At 46.5% G+C, this 15,569-nt stretch carries 13 protein-coding genes, 2 tRNA genes, 1 riboswitch and 1 other annotated feature; of the genes, 10 read left to right on the forward strand and 5 right to left on the reverse strand.

The window, feature by feature from the left end; genetic code table 11:
• Nucleotides 1–8 precede the first annotated feature (8 nt).
• Nucleotides 9–98, forward strand: a tRNA-Ser gene (locus tag ACWP87_RS05465).
• Between the two features lie 221 nt (nt 99–319).
• A tRNA-Val gene (locus ACWP87_RS05470) sits at nt 320–392 on the forward strand.
• A gap of 153 nt (nt 393–545) precedes the next feature.
• Here ACWP87_RS05470 and ACWP87_RS05475 read toward each other — a convergent pair.
• Complete coding sequence (locus tag ACWP87_RS05475; RefSeq protein WP_014569323.1) at nt 546–1,199, reverse strand: hypothetical protein; 654 nt, start codon at nt 1,197–1,199, stop codon at nt 546–548.
• A 93-nt stretch (nt 1,200–1,292) separates the two neighbouring features.
• Nucleotides 1,293–1,380, forward strand: a riboswitch (SMK box riboswitch).
• Here ACWP87_RS05475 and metK point away from each other — a divergent pair.
• Nucleotides 1,378–2,562: a methionine adenosyltransferase gene (metK, locus tag ACWP87_RS05480; RefSeq protein WP_005713641.1), complete on the forward strand. Its 1,185-nt coding sequence runs from the start codon at nt 1,378–1,380 to the stop codon at nt 2,560–2,562. (Overlaps the previous riboswitch by 3 nt.)
• Before the next feature lie 122 nt (nt 2,563–2,684).
• Nucleotides 2,685–4,178: an MDR family MFS transporter gene (locus ACWP87_RS05485; protein ID WP_014569324.1), complete on the forward strand. Its 1,494-nt coding sequence runs from the start codon at nt 2,685–2,687 to the stop codon at nt 4,176–4,178.
• A gap of 176 nt (nt 4,179–4,354) precedes the next feature.
• Here ACWP87_RS05485 and ACWP87_RS05490 read toward each other — a convergent pair whose 3' ends face one another.
• Entirely contained in the window at nt 4,355–4,825 is a 471-nt protein-coding gene (locus ACWP87_RS05490; protein WP_014569325.1) for a MerR family transcriptional regulator, read from the reverse strand.
• Between the two features lie 222 nt (nt 4,826–5,047).
• Here ACWP87_RS05490 and ACWP87_RS05495 point away from each other — a divergent pair, with 222 nt between their 5' ends.
• Together ACWP87_RS05495 and ACWP87_RS05500 are read left to right on the forward strand one after the other, a co-directional pair.
• Nucleotides 5,048–6,526, forward strand: coding sequence for an MDR family MFS transporter (locus ACWP87_RS05495; RefSeq protein WP_005687221.1), 1,479 nt, complete (start codon nt 5,048–5,050; stop codon nt 6,524–6,526).
• Entirely contained in the window at nt 6,523–7,248 is a 726-nt protein-coding gene (locus ACWP87_RS05500) for a DUF4811 domain-containing protein (protein ID WP_005713248.1), read from the forward strand. Before ACWP87_RS05495 ends, ACWP87_RS05500 begins: the two co-directional genes overlap by 4 nt.
• 55 nt (nt 7,249–7,303) lie before the next feature.
• Here the strand turns inward: ACWP87_RS05500 and ACWP87_RS05505 are convergent, their stop codons facing one another.
• Entirely contained in the window at nt 7,304–7,984 is a 681-nt protein-coding gene (locus tag ACWP87_RS05505) for a phosphatase PAP2 family protein (RefSeq protein WP_014569326.1), read from the reverse strand.
• Nucleotides 7,985–8,164: 180 nt separating this feature from the next.
• Nucleotides 8,165–8,358: a binding site (T-box leader), on the forward strand.
• 46 nt (nt 8,359–8,404) lie between these two features.
• On the opposite strand from ACWP87_RS05505, the gene leuS reads away from it, so the two are divergent.
• The 4 genes from leuS to ACWP87_RS05525 all read left to right on the forward strand — a co-directional run bounded on the left by leuS (nt 8,405) and on the right by ACWP87_RS05525 (nt 14,092).
• Nucleotides 8,405–10,816 (forward strand): leucine--tRNA ligase, encoded by a 2,412-nt coding sequence (leuS, locus tag ACWP87_RS05510; protein WP_014569327.1) that lies wholly within the window; start codon nt 8,405–8,407, stop codon nt 10,814–10,816.
• A 616-nt stretch (nt 10,817–11,432) separates the two neighbouring features.
• A complete protein-coding gene (locus tag ACWP87_RS05515) occupies nt 11,433–13,076 on the forward strand; it encodes a putative polysaccharide biosynthesis protein (RefSeq protein WP_014569330.1) in 1,644 nt (547 codons plus the stop codon).
• Nucleotides 13,077–13,080: 4 nt separating this feature from the next.
• The gene (locus tag ACWP87_RS05520; RefSeq protein WP_014569331.1) at nt 13,081–13,791 is read left to right on the forward strand and encodes a pseudouridine synthase; all 711 of its coding nucleotides are present in this window, start codon (nt 13,081–13,083) and stop codon (nt 13,789–13,791) included.
• Between the two features lie 85 nt (nt 13,792–13,876).
• Nucleotides 13,877–14,092: a zinc ribbon domain-containing protein gene (locus ACWP87_RS05525; RefSeq protein ID WP_005688621.1), complete on the forward strand. Its 216-nt coding sequence runs from the start codon at nt 13,877–13,879 to the stop codon at nt 14,090–14,092.
• A 132-nt stretch (nt 14,093–14,224) separates the two neighbouring features.
• Here the strand turns inward: ACWP87_RS05525 and ACWP87_RS05530 are convergent, their stop codons facing one another.
• Together ACWP87_RS05530 and ACWP87_RS05535 are read right to left on the reverse strand one after the other, a co-directional pair.
• Entirely contained in the window at nt 14,225–15,055 is an 831-nt protein-coding gene (locus ACWP87_RS05530; protein ID WP_005713261.1) for an NAD(P)H-hydrate dehydratase, read from the reverse strand.
• Nucleotides 15,052–15,552, reverse strand: a complete 501-nt coding sequence (locus ACWP87_RS05535; RefSeq protein WP_005687236.1) for an NUDIX hydrolase — start codon at nt 15,550–15,552, stop codon at nt 15,052–15,054. The genes ACWP87_RS05530 and ACWP87_RS05535 overlap by 4 nt, the downstream gene beginning before the upstream one ends.
• Between the last annotated feature and the right edge of the window lie 17 nt (nt 15,553–15,569).

Consider the following 15,569-nt stretch of genomic DNA (forward strand, 5'->3'; position numbering starts at 1 on the left):
TTTTTTATGGAGAGTTGTCCGAGAGGCTGAAGGAGCATGGTTGGAAACCATGTATACGGGTTTTGCCTGTATCAAGGGTTCGAATCCCTTACTCTCCGTTTTATTGTCTCTAGTTGCTTTCCATAGCTTCCCAAAACGCTGATATGATAGTGTTTTGGGATTTTTATTTTCTTTTGTTTTTGGATGTTTTAAAAATTTTGAGACCAAAAGCCTATGCTACAAAAGTAAAATTGACGCTAATTTTTATTTGTAATAAATGTTTAAAGTACTTGCCATTCTTGGCTGTCTCCGGTAGTCTTGTACAAGTAGTAATCGTCATGGAGGATTAGCTCAGTTGGGAGAGCGTCTGCCTTACAAGCAGAGGGTCACAGGTTCGAGCCCTGTATCCTCCATCAGTTTACGTCCGCTGTCATTGCGGGCGTTTTTTTGAATTGTTAAGCTAATTCAACGTCTAAACTTTGATTGTGATATCGTGAAAGTTAAAAAAATCCTCCCTAAACTGTTGAATTAAGGGAGGAGATTTAGTGTTGACGGTGATGTTTATGCTAACCATGCATGCGTGCTAAGTAGAGTAGAAGGGTCATGATTAATGGGCTGAATTGATAAATGTAACGAGGCAATTTAAAGGGACGTCGACTGTTAATGACGGTGACAATGATGAACATGCCGCCAATGGCAATGAAGTTTATTCGTTGCTGTACATAGCCAAGGATGGCAACAACCAGTAGGAGAATCAGATCGGTCCACTTAGGAAAACGGTTGGCCCAAAGCCCGATCAGCGCAGGTAAATAGAGAAGCGCTAGGTCTAGCAGCATGGTGCGATTGAAGAAATGCAGGCTGGCATAGATTAGCGTAATTTGAAGTAGCAGGGCCTGACCAAAAACGACAGTGTCAACCCAGAGCGCAGGCATTTTTTGCGTCTGTAAAAGAAACGCAATGACGATTTGAACAATAATGAGTGGCAGTAGCAGCCATTGATTGATTGTGCCGATGATACCGCTAACGCCTGCTATGAGCAGTAGGAGCATAAGCTTGTTTGAACTGACGAGTGTTGTTCCAGCAAGACATGTTGTCATAAACAGTAATGCGACAAGTTGAAAAGTCCAGTTGACTTGCAGCGCCATAGCAATTAAAAATGGGTAAGCAAGTGCCTGGCCTAAGAATGCGATTGCGTAGGCGCTTTGATCGATTTTTTTCAAGATGGATGTCCTTTCTATATAGCCTCATTTTACAAAACCACGTTGCCAGAGACAAAGATTTTCGGAATTTTTATATTTTTTATGTTATGCTACTAGAGTTGCAATACATTCCCGATGGGGTTCGTTAGCGATTAACGAACATGCCTTGTAACCGAAAATCATGAGGGGGAAACAAACGATGCAAGAACGCCATTTATTTACTTCTGAGTCTGTATCAGAAGGACATCCGGATAAAATTGCTGATCAAATCAGTGATGCCATTCTGGATGCAATGCTCGAAAAAGATCCGAATTCTCGAGTTGCGTGTGAAACAACTGTGACGACGGGATTGGTGTTGGTGGTCGGCGAGATTTCGACCAATGCTTATGTTGACATTCAGTCCGTTGTTCGTGGCACGATTAAGAAAATTGGTTATACAAAAGAGTCTGGGTTTGATCCGGATAGTGTCGGTGTTTTGGTTGCACTTGATGAACAGAGCCCGGATATCGCTCAAGGTGTGGATGAAAGTCTTGAGGCCCGCGATTCCGATACCGATCCGTTAGATAAAATCGGTGCCGGTGATCAAGGGATGATGTTTGGGTTTGCCATTGACGAAACCGACACCTATATGCCATTACCGATTTCGTTGGCTCATGCCTTAATGCGTCAAACGGATAAATTGCGGCACGCTGGCGAAATCAGTTATCTGCGCCCAGACGCAAAGGCCCAGGTAACAGTAGAGTATGATGATAACGAGCAGCCTGTTCGGGTTGATACAGTAGTTCTTTCTGTTCAGCATGATCCTGACGTCACACTGGAAGAAATTCGGCGTGACGTAGAGGCTAAAATCATTCGGAAGATCATTCCAGCTGACATGATGGATGATGACACGAAGATTTATGTTAACCCGACCGGTCGCTTTGTCTTAGGTGGTCCGCAAGCCGATTCCGGATTGACTGGTCGTAAGATTATTGTTGATACTTACGGTGGGTTTGCCCGGCATGGCGGTGGGGCCTTTTCCGGTAAGGATGCGACGAAGGTTGACCGCTCTGCTAGTTATGCAGCGCGTTATATTGCTAAAAATATTGTTGCAGCCGGCTTGGCCAAACGCGTGGAAGTGCAACTGGCTTATGCGATTGGCGTTGCTAAACCGGTGTCGGTATCTGTCAACACATTTGGCACCAACGTTATTTCTGAACAAGTAATTGAACAGGCTATTCGCGAGAACTTTGATTTGCGCCCAGCTGGTATTATTAAAATGTTAGATCTTAAGCGGCCGATTTATGAACAAACAGCGGCTTATGGTCATTTTGGACGTACAGATGTTGATCTTCCTTGGGAGCACTTAGATAAGGTGCAAGCACTTCTCAAGTATCGAGATTAGCGAGAAAAGAGGCGGCCTTGGACGGGCGTATTCCCATCCGGGTCGTTTTTTTATGCTTTGGTGGTGTGAGATTAGCACTGGCATCGCGCTGGCTCGCGCTCACATTTTTTAAGGAGTAATTTATGAAGCAGAGAAAAACAAATGTTGCTGTTGTGACGGCGGCAATTTTTATGGGTACTTTTATGACCGCCATCGAGGGGACGATTGTCTCAACTGCGATGCCGACGATTATTGGTAGTTTACATGGCGTGCATCTTATGAATTGGGTTTTTTCAATTTTTCTTTTGACTAATGCGATGGCAACGCCGATTTATGGGAAATTAAGTGACAAAATTGGCCGTAAACCGGTTTTCTTGATTGGGCTGACTGTTTTTGTCATCGGTTCTTTGTTATCGGGTTTGTCGCAGTCGATGGTGATGCTGATCGTCTTTCGCGCGATTCAAGGGGTCGGTGCTGGTGCCATTATGCCGGTGACGTTTACCATCGTTGCCGATATTTATCCGTTTGAAAAGCGGGCTAAAATGCTGGGGTTTAATGGTTCGATGTGGGGGATTGCATCTGTCATTGCTCCGTTACTGGGTGGCTTCATCGTGGATCAATTGAGCTGGCATTGGATCTTCTTTATTAATGTGCCACTCGGATTAATCACTTTTGGCCTTGTTTGGTTCTTTTTGCAAGAAGATCGGCGTCAGGTACGGCAACCGTTGGATATGCGCGGTACGGTCTGGCTTTTGGTTGCGTTGTTAGCACTGATGTACGGATTCCAGACGCTTGCTGAACCCAATGCGATTTGGCAGTTAGCGGGGATGGCACTTATTGCCGTTGTTGGCTTTTGGCGTTTTTGGCAGGCAGAGCGGCGGGCAGTTGATCCGATTATTGATCTAAAACTCTTTGAAAATCGCACGTTTATCATTCATAACTTGATTGCGGCGTTGATTTCAGGGTTTGTGATTGGGTTTGAAGTTTATATGCCGATGTGGATTCAAGGCATTCTTGGTATGGATGCATCGCTTGGTGGTTTTGCCGTAACGCCGAGTTCGTTGATGTGGGTGGTCGGTTCGTTTTTTGCCGGTAAGTTACTGGGACGTTTTCAACCTAAACCGATTCTGACAGGGGCCATGTTTTGGCTGCTTGGGGGAAGCTTGGTCTTAGCGTTGGTGCCACAGTCAACGCCGTATTTTGTTTTCCTACTGGTTGCTGGCTGTCTTGGCTTGGGATTTGGCTTGGTCATTACGATCACAACGGTTACAGCTCAGGCGGTGGTCAGCCCTGATCAAGTGGGTGTGGCGACGAGTTTTAATACGTTATCGCGGACGCTGGGGCAAACTTTGATGGTTTCCGTTTATGGGATCGTGCTTAACTTGCGGCTGACTCAAGGCGTGGCGGCTGATGGCCGGCTAAACAGTAATATGTTAAACGAACTGATCAATCCGCATACGGCAAAACAGTTACCGGCTAGCGTTTTGCCAACGTTACGTCAAATCCTTTATGAGGGGCTGCACAATATTTACTTCTTTTCAATTGTGATTGTGGCGCTCGCTTTGGTGGCCAATCATTTTGAAGCCAAAAAGGTTTTAGCAAAAGCGGCCGCGCAAGAATCTGATGAAGAAGCTTGAACTATGAAGCCGGTAGTTACGGTAGCCATTCGTTTGAGCCAAAGTTTTTCTAATCAAGCCGTTGTATTATTGAGCGGACGGGCATAAAAAAATCGGCCTTAGAGAACGTCAATTCGTTTCTCTAAGGCCGATTTTGCATAGCAGCGTTCATCATCAAGCGCGAAAAGAGGTATCAATCATTTCAGCAGGTTATCGGTCGTTTGCTGATTGATCGCGGCGGACGGTTTAATCGGCTGTTTATATAATTTAGCATTTTTTTCATTTACGACGGCCACGACATCATATGTGGGGTCATTTTCAAGGGGCCCAAAATTTAGCAAGGTTTGCTGGTCATCGTATTGAATGTCTTGAAGGCGGGTACTCATGAGGACATGAAGCATGTCGGCTTTTTGATGCGACTTTTTGATTTCTTCACTGGCTTTAGCTAAGGTATAACCTTCATCCAGCATGGTTTTGATCATGACAATTAACGCAATATTGGACAGCGAATAACGTTTGTTGCCATTTGCTTCGTGGCGACGTGAATGAATCAGGTGCTTTTTTTCCCAATAACGAATTTGGGTAGGGGTTGCACCGGTGATACGACTTGTTTCGCCGATGCCTAGTGAAATATCGAGTGATCGCAACCGCTTATTAAACAGTTCCATGAAAATCTCTCCTCTGATGAGCGTGCGCCGGGAAGCACGTTATGGTGAGCGTGAACCAGACGAATTTTGCTAAACCTGAACCCGCTGCCTTTAAAAAATATGCAGCGACTTTCAAATCACAACCTTGACAACTAGTTAGTTTAAATGTAATATAATCTCCTGTCAATATTACATTATGTAATATTAAAAGTATGAAACATTATAAAGAAATCAGGCGAAGTTATGGACGTTAAAGATATCAACGGGAAACCTGTGAACGTACCGATGATGGTGATTACCCTCATTGTCGGGACATTCATCACGGTTCTTAATCAGACAATTCTCTCCACCGCGTTTCCAACGTTGATGAAGGCTTTTGATATTTCAACCGCAACCGTCCAGTGGTTGTCAACGGGATTCATGCTGGTAAACGGTATTATGATTCCCGTTTCGGCTTATTTAAGCGCAAAAGTCCCATCAAAATGGCTCTATATGAGTGCCATGAGTACTTTCTTTGTTGGCACGCTGGTGGCGTTTGTTGCTAATAGTTTTGGCGTCTTATTAGCCGGACGATTGATTCAGGCGATCGGCGTCGGAATTACCATGCCGCTGTTACAAAACATCATGATGTCGATTTTCCCACCAAATCGGCGTGGAGCTGCTATGGGAATGGCGGGGATCGCGATTGGGGTGGCGCCTGCAATCGGGCCGACACTTTCCGGCTATGTCATCGATAATTTCGGCTGGCGGGTTTTGTTCGGCATGATCCTGCCAATCGCGGCGTTGGTGATTCTTGCGGCCATGTTCTTTTTCAAAAACGTGTTACCACTTTCGAATCCGAAGCTGGATGTGCCGTCGCTGATTGAGTCGTCAATTGGATTTGGCGCTTTGTTGTACGGCTTTTCTGAAGTCGGTAATGACGGCTGGGGCGATCCAATGGTCCTTGGTTCCATTGCTGTCGGACTCATCTTCATTGTCATCTTTGGGTATCGGCAGTTGCATCTTAAGGAGCCGTTTGTCGAATTAAGAGTTTTCAAGAGTAAGATTTTTGCGTTATCGACTGCTTTAGGGACGATTGCCAACATGGCGATGGTCGGCGTTGAAATGATTTTGCCACTGTATCTGCAGATCATTCATGGTAAAAGTGCCTTGGAATCAGGACTAACGCTGTTGCCAGGGGCGCTTTTAATTGCCGTGATGAGTCCCGTTACCGGTCAGGTTTTTGATCGCATTGGGGCAAAACGCTTAGCTCAGTTAGGTCTCTTCTTCCTGACGATTGCAACGTTGCCGTATTTCTTCTTAACGACGAATACGCCGTCAATCTTCATTACCGTGATTTATGCGGTGCGGATGTTTGGGATTTCGATGGTGATGATGCCATTGACCACCAACGGGATGAATGCACTGACACCTGATATGATTCGGCATGGTACCGCGGTGAATAACACGGTACGTCAGGTTGCGACTTCCATGACAACGGCGGTTTTGATTTCCGTGTTGTCAAATGTTACCAACCTCGCCAAGCCGGCTGCCAGCTTGTTGAAGCGCAATCCTTTGCAGTATAAGCAGGACTTCCTCAATGCAACATTAAACGGTTACCACGCAGCCTTTTTATTAGCAGTTGGCTTTAGCTTGGTTGGCTGGGTGCTTGCATTCTTCCTGAATAGCCACGCCATGTCACAGGAAATCACGATTCAACCAGAAAAGAAGGTGAAGGCATGATTCTTTGGTTCTTAGGTCTAATGGTCATTGGCCTTTATCTCAGTTTCATCATGATGCATCGATCGGCAAAGCGGAGCACGTTAATTGCCATTTTCAGTATTGGCTTGATGGGCAGTCTGTTACTGATGGTGCTTAACGATAACGCCCATTTTGGAATGGAAAAACGAACGACTACGGATGAACAAACGATTTATACGGCATCACCCAATGCGCAGATGCCAATGTTATTGAAGCAAAATGTTGGCACTGCCGGTAAGCATGTTGTCTACATCTATAAAACTGATCCTAAGAAAAAAGCGGTGCATACCAAAGCAGATCTGGCCGTCAGCAATCAGGTTGTGCAGACGACAGGAACAACGGCTTCGATGACAAGTCGCACAACTCGCTGGGAATATCAAAATAGCTTTTTCAGTGCATTGTTTAACCACCAAGGTGCAGGCCAATTGGTGGCACAGCATAATCGACTCGTGGTGCCTAAAAGTTGGGTTGAGCTGACGACGACGCAAGCCAAACGTCTCGGCACTAAGCTCAAAGCCTTGCAACACCCGACTGCTCAGCAAAAAGCAACCATGGCTGCCGCGGTGAAAGCCAAAGCTGCTGAGTTGGCTCAAGCAAATCCGAAACTGGCGAGCGATCAGGCGGCACTGTTGAAACAAGCACAAGCAGCGGTTCAACAAGCAATGATTCAACAGGCGGTTAAAGAAGTTCAACAACAAAAATAACCGGTCCGAGTTAATGTTGATGACGATGCGACAATCAAAAAGCAGATATCAGCCGTTAAAGCTGGTATCTGCTTTTTTCATGGCGCTGATGACGGCGGGAGAAATACGGGCTAAAGTACCACCAGCTGAGCATTAATAAGGCAAACCCGAGCGCAAAGCCTGCGAAGACATCGGTTGGATAATGAACCCGCACAAAAATTCGCGAATAACCGGTCAATCCAATCATGCCGCCAGCCAACAAAGTAATCATCCATTTAATCGTTGGTCGCCTGACAAAAGTCCATGCTAAAAGAATCAAGGTTCCATAAAACATCATCGTGCCGCTTGAATGACCACTCGGAAAACTGAACCCGCCAGCCTGTACCAAAGCGCGAATTTGCGGGTCGGCGATGAATGGACGCGGTCGCTGGACTAGATATTTAATACCAATATTTAAAATCCCCATCATGGCACCGACACTAGCCGTAAACAAAGCGGCGATCCGATAACGATAGATCAAAAGCACCCCTGCTAACCCGAGCGTTAAAAAAATCAGAATGCTCGGATTGCCGAGTTCGGTAACGGCGATGAGGATTGGCTTTAGCGCATCCACATGGAACCGGGTCACAAATGCGATGACATGCTGATCAGTCGTTTGAATCCAGCTTGCCCGATTGAGAATGCCAATTAAGAAAATAATGAAGATCATAAAAGCAGTACCTGAAAAATAAAGTGGCAATGACCGACGATGCAACAAGACAACCTCCTGTAAACGTAAATTGATAACCGACTGAATACCGTTTAGTCGGCTTTTGGTCAATCCACGGTGACGCGTTGACGTTTCCGCAGATTGACAAAGAAAATAACTAATATGACTAGAATAGCATAAAGACCATTGAACACTTTCATGGTTTTTGCTATGATTGACGCAATCATCAAACGAACAAAGGAGTAGTAAGTCGGCGCGGGTTTCAGAGAGCAGGCGGTGGTGCGAGCCTGACGATGCTAAGACTGAACTGACCTTTGAAGTTGCTGCGGTGAACGGAGTAATCGCAGCCGGCCGGACCGTTACCCCTTTTGAGCGCTGTGAAAGCAGAACTTAGGTGGTACCGCGGCTGAGCCGTCCTAATGAAGACTAGGGCGGCTTTTTGTTTGAAAATAAGTGGGAGGTAACAAAATGGCATACGATCATCATGAGATCGATAAGAAGTGGCAGCGTTATTGGGCCGAACATAACGAATTCAATACCACGACCGATCCGAAGAAACCGAATTATTATGCATTAGACATGTTCCCATATCCATCAGGCCAGGGCTTGCATGTTGGACATCCAGAAGGCTACACCGCAACCGATATTGTGGCGCGGATGAAACGAATGCAAGGATTTAACGTTTTGCATCCGATGGGGTGGGATGCATTCGGTTTACCAGCTGAGCAATATGCCTTGAATACCGGTCACAATCCCCGGACTTTTACTAAGCAAAACATTGAAACGTTTAAGCGTCAAATTAATAGCCTTGGTTTTTCATATGATTGGAACCGGGAAATTAATACGACCGATCCGAATTACTACAAATGGACACAATGGATTTTTGAACAACTGTATAAACATGGACTAGCGTATGAAGCTGAAGTTCCGGTTAACTGGAGCCCTGATTTGGGAACCGTAGTCGCTAACGAAGAAGTGATCGATGGTAAAACGGAGCGGGGCGGTTTTCCGGTTGTTCGTAAGCCGATGCGGCAATGGATGCTAAAGATCACAGCGTACGCCGATAAATTACTTGCAGACTTGGATGATTTGGATTGGCCTGAATCAATCAAGCAGATGCAACGAAACTGGATCGGCAAGTCAACCGGGGCGCAAATCACGTTTACGGTCACCGATACCCAGGAAAAGTTTGACGTTTTCACAACGCGTCCGGACACCCTTTTTGGCGCAACTTATGTCGTCATGGCACCAGAGCACGACTTGGTTGAAAAGATTACGACGCCGGAACAGCAGGCAGTTGTTGATGCTTATATTGAAGAAGCAGCACATAAGTCCGATCTTGACCGGACGGCGCTCGATAAGGAAAAAACCGGCGTCTGGACGGGTGCTTATGCGACCAACCCCGTCAATGGCGAGAAGTTGCCGATCTGGATTTCAGATTATGTACTGGCAACTTATGGTACCGGGGCAATTATGGCGGTGCCGGCCCACGATGATCGCGACTATGCTTTTGCTAAGAAGTTTGGCATCGAAATCAAACCGGTCATTGAAGGTGGCAACATTGACGAGGCAGCTTATACCGGCGATGGCGTGCACATTAATTCCGGCTTTCTTGATGGCTTAAACGAACAGGATGCCATTGATCGGATGATCGCATGGCTGGAAGATAAAGGCATTGGCCAGGCAAAAGTTAACTATAAGTTGCGTGACTGGGTCTTTTCCCGGCAACGTTATTGGGGCGAACCGATTCCAGTGATTCATTGGGAAGATGGCGAGACAACCCTGGTACCAGAAGATGAATTGCCGCTGACTTTGCCGGAAGAAGTTGATATCAAGCCAAGCGGAACCGGTGAGAGCCCGCTCGCCAATTTGACAGACTGGGTCAATGTTGTGGACAAGAATGGCCGTAAAGGTAAGCGGGAGACGAACACCATGCCGCAATGGGCCGGTTCTTCGTGGTACTTCCTGCGCTTTGTCGATCCACATAACAAAGAGGCCTTGGCTGATTATGACAAGCTCAAGCAGTGGATGCCAGTGGACCTTTATATCGGCGGGGCCGAACATGCCGTGCTGCATCTGCTGTACGCGCGTTTTTGGAATCTGTTCCTTTATGATATCGGTGCGATTCCAAACAAGGAACCATTCCAGCGCCTGTTTAACCAAGGCATGATCTTGGGTGATAATCATGAAAAGATGAGTAAGTCTAAGGGGAATGTTGTTAACCCCGATGACGTGGTGGACGAATACGGTGCCGATACTTTGCGCCTGTATGAAATGTTCATGGGACCGTTGGATGCCGGTATCGCTTGGTCCACAGATGGTTTGGCGGGTGCCCGCAAGTTCTTGGATCGGGTATGGAGTGCCTTTATTGATGATGAAGGTAAACTGCGCGATCGTATCACCACCATTAATGACGGTCGTTTGGATAAGGTCTACAACGAAACGGTTAAAAAAGTAACCGAGGACTATGAGGCGTTGCATTTTAACACGGCGATTGCCCAAATGATGGTCTTCATCAATTCGGCGCGCAAAGACGATGATTTGCCGCTAGAATATGTTGAAGGCTTTGTCAAAATGCTCGCACCGATCGCACCGCACTTGATGGAAGAAATCTGGCAACGGCTGGGACATGATCACAGCTTAACCTATGCGCCGTGGCCAAGTTATGATGAAAGCAAGCTTAAAACCGACACCTACGACATGATGGTGCAGGTCAATGGCAAACTTCGTGGTTCCATCACTGCGAGCGTTGACGAGACTGATGACGAGATCAAACAAGCTGCTTTAGCCAATGAAAATGTCCAGAAGTATACGACAGGCAAGGATATTAAAAAAATCATTGTCGTACCACGTAAGATTATTAATATCGTTGCTAAGTAATGTGGTTGCATTTTGGTCAGACTGATAGGATAAGTTTGATTGCCACAATTGCGGTTCTAGAGACAAAAACTGCCTCTGGAATCGCTTTTTTGGTGAGCGCGAGCCGGCGCGGTTAGAAAGTAAGCGTGAGCAAGCCCGCTTAGAAGCCGGAGTGTAAGTGGCCTTGGGCGTGATGGCCGGTCTTTGGCCATTGCGACCAAGGTCCTTACACGCAGGCTTCTGGGCTGGCAAGCGCGTTATGGGCGTAAACCAGAATATAAGCGGCCTCAGGCGTGATGGCCGGTCTTTGGCCATTGCGCCTGAGGTCCTTACACGCAGATTTCTGGGCTGGTGAACGCGTTATGGTGAGCGTAAAAAGCTGGACAGTATCGGTCGGGCAGAAGAGCATCTTCCCAATTTTATGACTTTTATCAGCTAGTAAAAGTGTCAAATTCATCTTGTGAAGACATCGGGTTCATGACGCAACGTGTCCATTATGTGAAGGCAATGGTTCAGCTCACGTGACCACGATTTTCAAAGATTTCTTTTGATTCAACAAAGAAACTCAGTAAAGATTGCAAGTGAGGCTGGGATTGCCTAAAATATAAAGGATTACGCAACACGACAGGAGCTTATCATGGAAAATTCGCTGGGCGGCGGGACGCAACCGCCACGTTCAGACAAGGAAAAAATGATCCGCGGTTCGGCGTGGATGACTGCCGGCAGTGTTTTTTCGCGGATTCTTGGTGCTATTTATGTCATTCCGTGGCGTATTTGGCTTGGAGCGGCTTTTTTAACGGCTAATGCTTTATTTACTAAAGGCTATCAGATTTACAGCCTGTTTTTGATTATTTCAACTGCTGGTGTGCCTGGAGCGGTTTCCAAACAAGTTGCCCGCTATAATGCGATGGGTGAATATAAAACCGGTATGCGGCTCTTTTATCACGGGACATTTGCCATGTTCATTATGGGGATTCTGTCTTGTGGGGCAATGTGGTTGCTAGCGCCATTGCTCGCAGCAGGGGATGCCCGGATGATTCCGGTTTTCCGCTCGTTGGCATGGCCACTGTTGCTGATTCCATCGTTGAGCCTGATTCGGGGCTTTTTCCAAGGCTATAACGAAATGGCGCCTAGTGCGATCAGTCAGTTTATTGAACAGGTTGCCCGTATTCTGTATATGCTTGTCATGACTTATGCCATCATGGTTGCCGGTAACCATGATTACCTGAATGCGGTTGTGCATTCAACCTTTGCGGCATTCATTGGGGCAGTTTTTGGACTTGGCTTATTGGTCGTGTATTTTGTTCGGCAGAAACCGCGATTGGATACTTTGGTGGCACAAAGTAAACAGGCGCTCAATATCAGCGTTAACGAAATTTTAGTTGATGTTGCGCGGCAGGCGATTCCGTTCATTATCATGGATTCAACGATTAATATTTACTATATTGTTGATCAATACACGTTTAATCCAATGATGAAGGCGTTCTACTTAGTTAGCGAAGATCAGCTTGATCGGTTCTATGCATTATTTGCCGGCAACGCCAACAAGCTGATCATGATCATTGTCAGTCTTGCAGTGGCCATGGCAATTACGGTTGTTCCTTTGCTGGCTGGCGCAAAAACGCGTGGGGATGTTGAAGGTTTAGCACGGCAAATTACGAACACGTTGCAGCTTTTCTTCATCGTCATGATTCCATCGGCGTTAGGCATGGTGGCCGTTGCGCGTCCGTTATATGTTTTGTTTTATCGTGATATGGACTTCCTTGGGATTCGCTTGTTACAATTTTCGTCAATTTTGGCGATTCTCCTAGGATTATTTACGGTGTTGGCCGCTATTCTTCAAGGGTTGTTTAATAATCGATTGGCGATTCAGGAGATGCTGGTTGGTCTCGCTGTTAAAGTCATTGCGCAATGGCCGATGATCTTCTTCTTTAATGTTTATGGGCCGGTGATGGCGACAATGTTGGGCATGACGGTGTCTAGTTTGTTGATGTTGTATTCGACTAATCGGATGTACAATATTCATGTCAGACAGACCATTCGGCGCGGCGTCGGTATTTTAGCTTTTTCCCTGATTATGTGTGCGGTTTGCTACTTGATCGTGGACGTATCCGGTATTCTCATTAACCCTGAGAGTCAGTTTGGCGCAGCGTTTGTTTTACTGGTAGCAGTTGGTTTTGGCGTTTTGATTTACGGTTATTTGATTTTGAAAACACGTTTGGCCGATATGATCATTGGTGCACGGGTCAGTCGGCTGCGCGAAATTTTACACATCCGGTGATTTTATGCGATTAGATAAATATTTAAGTCATTTACAGTTTGGTAGTCGAAAAGAAGTCAAAGCCCTGATTCGCGACAAGCGCGTTCGGATTGCCGGTGAGTTAGTGACGGATCCGGGCTACAATATTCTTCCGGGTGTTGCCGTTGAGGTTAATGATGCTCAAGCAGACGGGCCACTTGAAGTCGATTATTTAATGAACAAACCGGCTGGCGTCATCACCGCAACCGAAGATCCAACGCAATCAACGGTATTGGACTTGATTCGACCACATGATTATCGGCCCGGCCTTTATCCAGTCGGGCGCCTTGATAAAGATACAACTGGACTGTTATTGCTCACAACTGACGGCAACTTAGGGCATACTTTGTTAGCGCCAAACCACCATGTACCAAAAACTTATGCTGCTAAGTTAGCCAAGGCACTTACAACTGAGATGAAACACCAGTTAGAACAAGGCGTTGCTTTAAAAGACTTTACGACGGCACCAGCTGACGTTCAGGTTGTACCGGCGACTGACAATAAAGAAATTCATATCACGATTACAGAAGGCAAATATCACCAAATTAAGCGGATGCTGCTGGCCGTTGATAATGAAGTCGTCGCGTTGACACGAATTGCAATGGGACCATTACGTCTGCCTGAGGACTTAGACGCCGGTGAGTATCGGGCACTGACGGATGATGAGCGTTCGCTACTGGATCAGATGGTACGCTAAGTTTAATCTTTACTTTTTCGTTAACGGATCCATTGTCAGGGCATAGTTGTACCCCTATACTGATAGACAAGAAAGGGTGAGCGCAATGGACCAACAACAATATATTTGCCCCAAATGTCAAAATACAAGCTATATCTCGGATCGGTTTCAGGCAACGGGCGGTAATTTCTCCAAAATCTTTGATGTTCAAAACAAAAAGTTCGTGACGATTTCCTGTACCCGCTGTGGTTATACCGAGCTATATCGCAGTGAAACCAGTTCGGGGATGAATGTCTTGGATTTTCTATTAAATGGCGGTTGATTTTGACCATTTTGACGGTAGCGTCCGTGAAATATCATTAAGATAAACTTGGCAGAATACATAAAAACGTCCTTAGAAGCACGAAATTCTAAGGGCGTTTTTTGGCTGTCTTGATTGACATTATTTAAGTTGTTAATTCGCTGATACAGATAATTGTTTCAGATAGGCTGGTAGCTCGCGAATGACCATGGTTGGTAAGGCGACGTAGCTATTCATGGCCACGATGTCTGCTACGTGTGAGTGAACAAAGACCGCGGCTAACACAGCTTGGCTCAAAGGATGGAATTGTCCCGCAAAAGCAGCAATGATGCCGGTTAAGGTGTCACCGGAGCCGCCAGTTGCCATGGCTGGTCCGCCAGCTGTGTTGGCATAGATTTCGTGTCCGATGAATACATGCGTTTGGGCACTTTTGGCAATGATGATTCCAGGGATTTTTGCGGCTGCTTGTTGGCTGGCTTCAATTGTTTGCGCTGCGAGTGCCAAGCCGGAGAGACGTTGCCATTCGACTTGATGCGGTGTCCAAATTAGCTGGGCTTGGGGATAGGCGAGGTGATGGGTGGCTACAAGGGTAATGGCCGAGCCGTCAATAATGAGCACTTGGGTTTGACTAACGGCTGCAAAGACACGCTTTAAAATTTTCAAAGCAGTCGTGTCCGTGCCTAATCCCGGTCCCACAACAATGACGGTCGCTTGATGGATCGCTGTCTCCAGTGCCGAAGTGGAAGCATCCAGAATCATCGCTTCAGGTAAGCGGGCGTGTAAAGCGCTGCGATTGACAGGATCGGTCGCAACACTAACCAGTCCGGCACCGGCGTAAACAGCCGCACTGGCACTCATAATTGCTGCACCACCATATTGCGCATTACCGCCGATGATAAGGATTTTACCGAAGCTGCCTTTATAAGTATTCCGTGATCGCGGACGAACAATGGCACGCGCTAATTGTTCCGTCAGTTGTTTCATGGTGTGGGCACCTCTTTTAAAACCGTCCAGTCATTAAATGTTTGCGTGGATAAATTCGGGGTGCCGGTTTGCAGGTAGTCTTTGGCAAACATGACAAGTGGTGAGGCGTTTTCCCAAGTTAACTTTGCTAGCGGCAGGGCACATGCACCCAGTGAGTCTTGACCTGTAAACTGTGGGACTGACGATGCCAACTGTCCACCGGTTAACGTCAATGCATAAAACACGCAAATATGTTGATTAATCGTCCAACGTTCATATTGCCACGGATAAACAAAGCTGGTTGCCCCTAACTGTCGGTCGATCGTGGCAGTTAGGCCGGTTTCTTCGCTAAACTCCCTCAAGACATCATGCTCAAGTGGTTCGGGACCATCCAAGCTGCCACCGGGAAGATCGAATCGATGAATATACGGTCCGCCATTTTTCCGAATGACGATCAAGCGCTGGTCAATGGTTGCAATGCCATAACAGCCAAACGCGCGATGGGTTTTATGTGTCATTGTCTCGCCTCCATCAT

The organism is Lacticaseibacillus sp. 22, assembly GCF_055413445.1.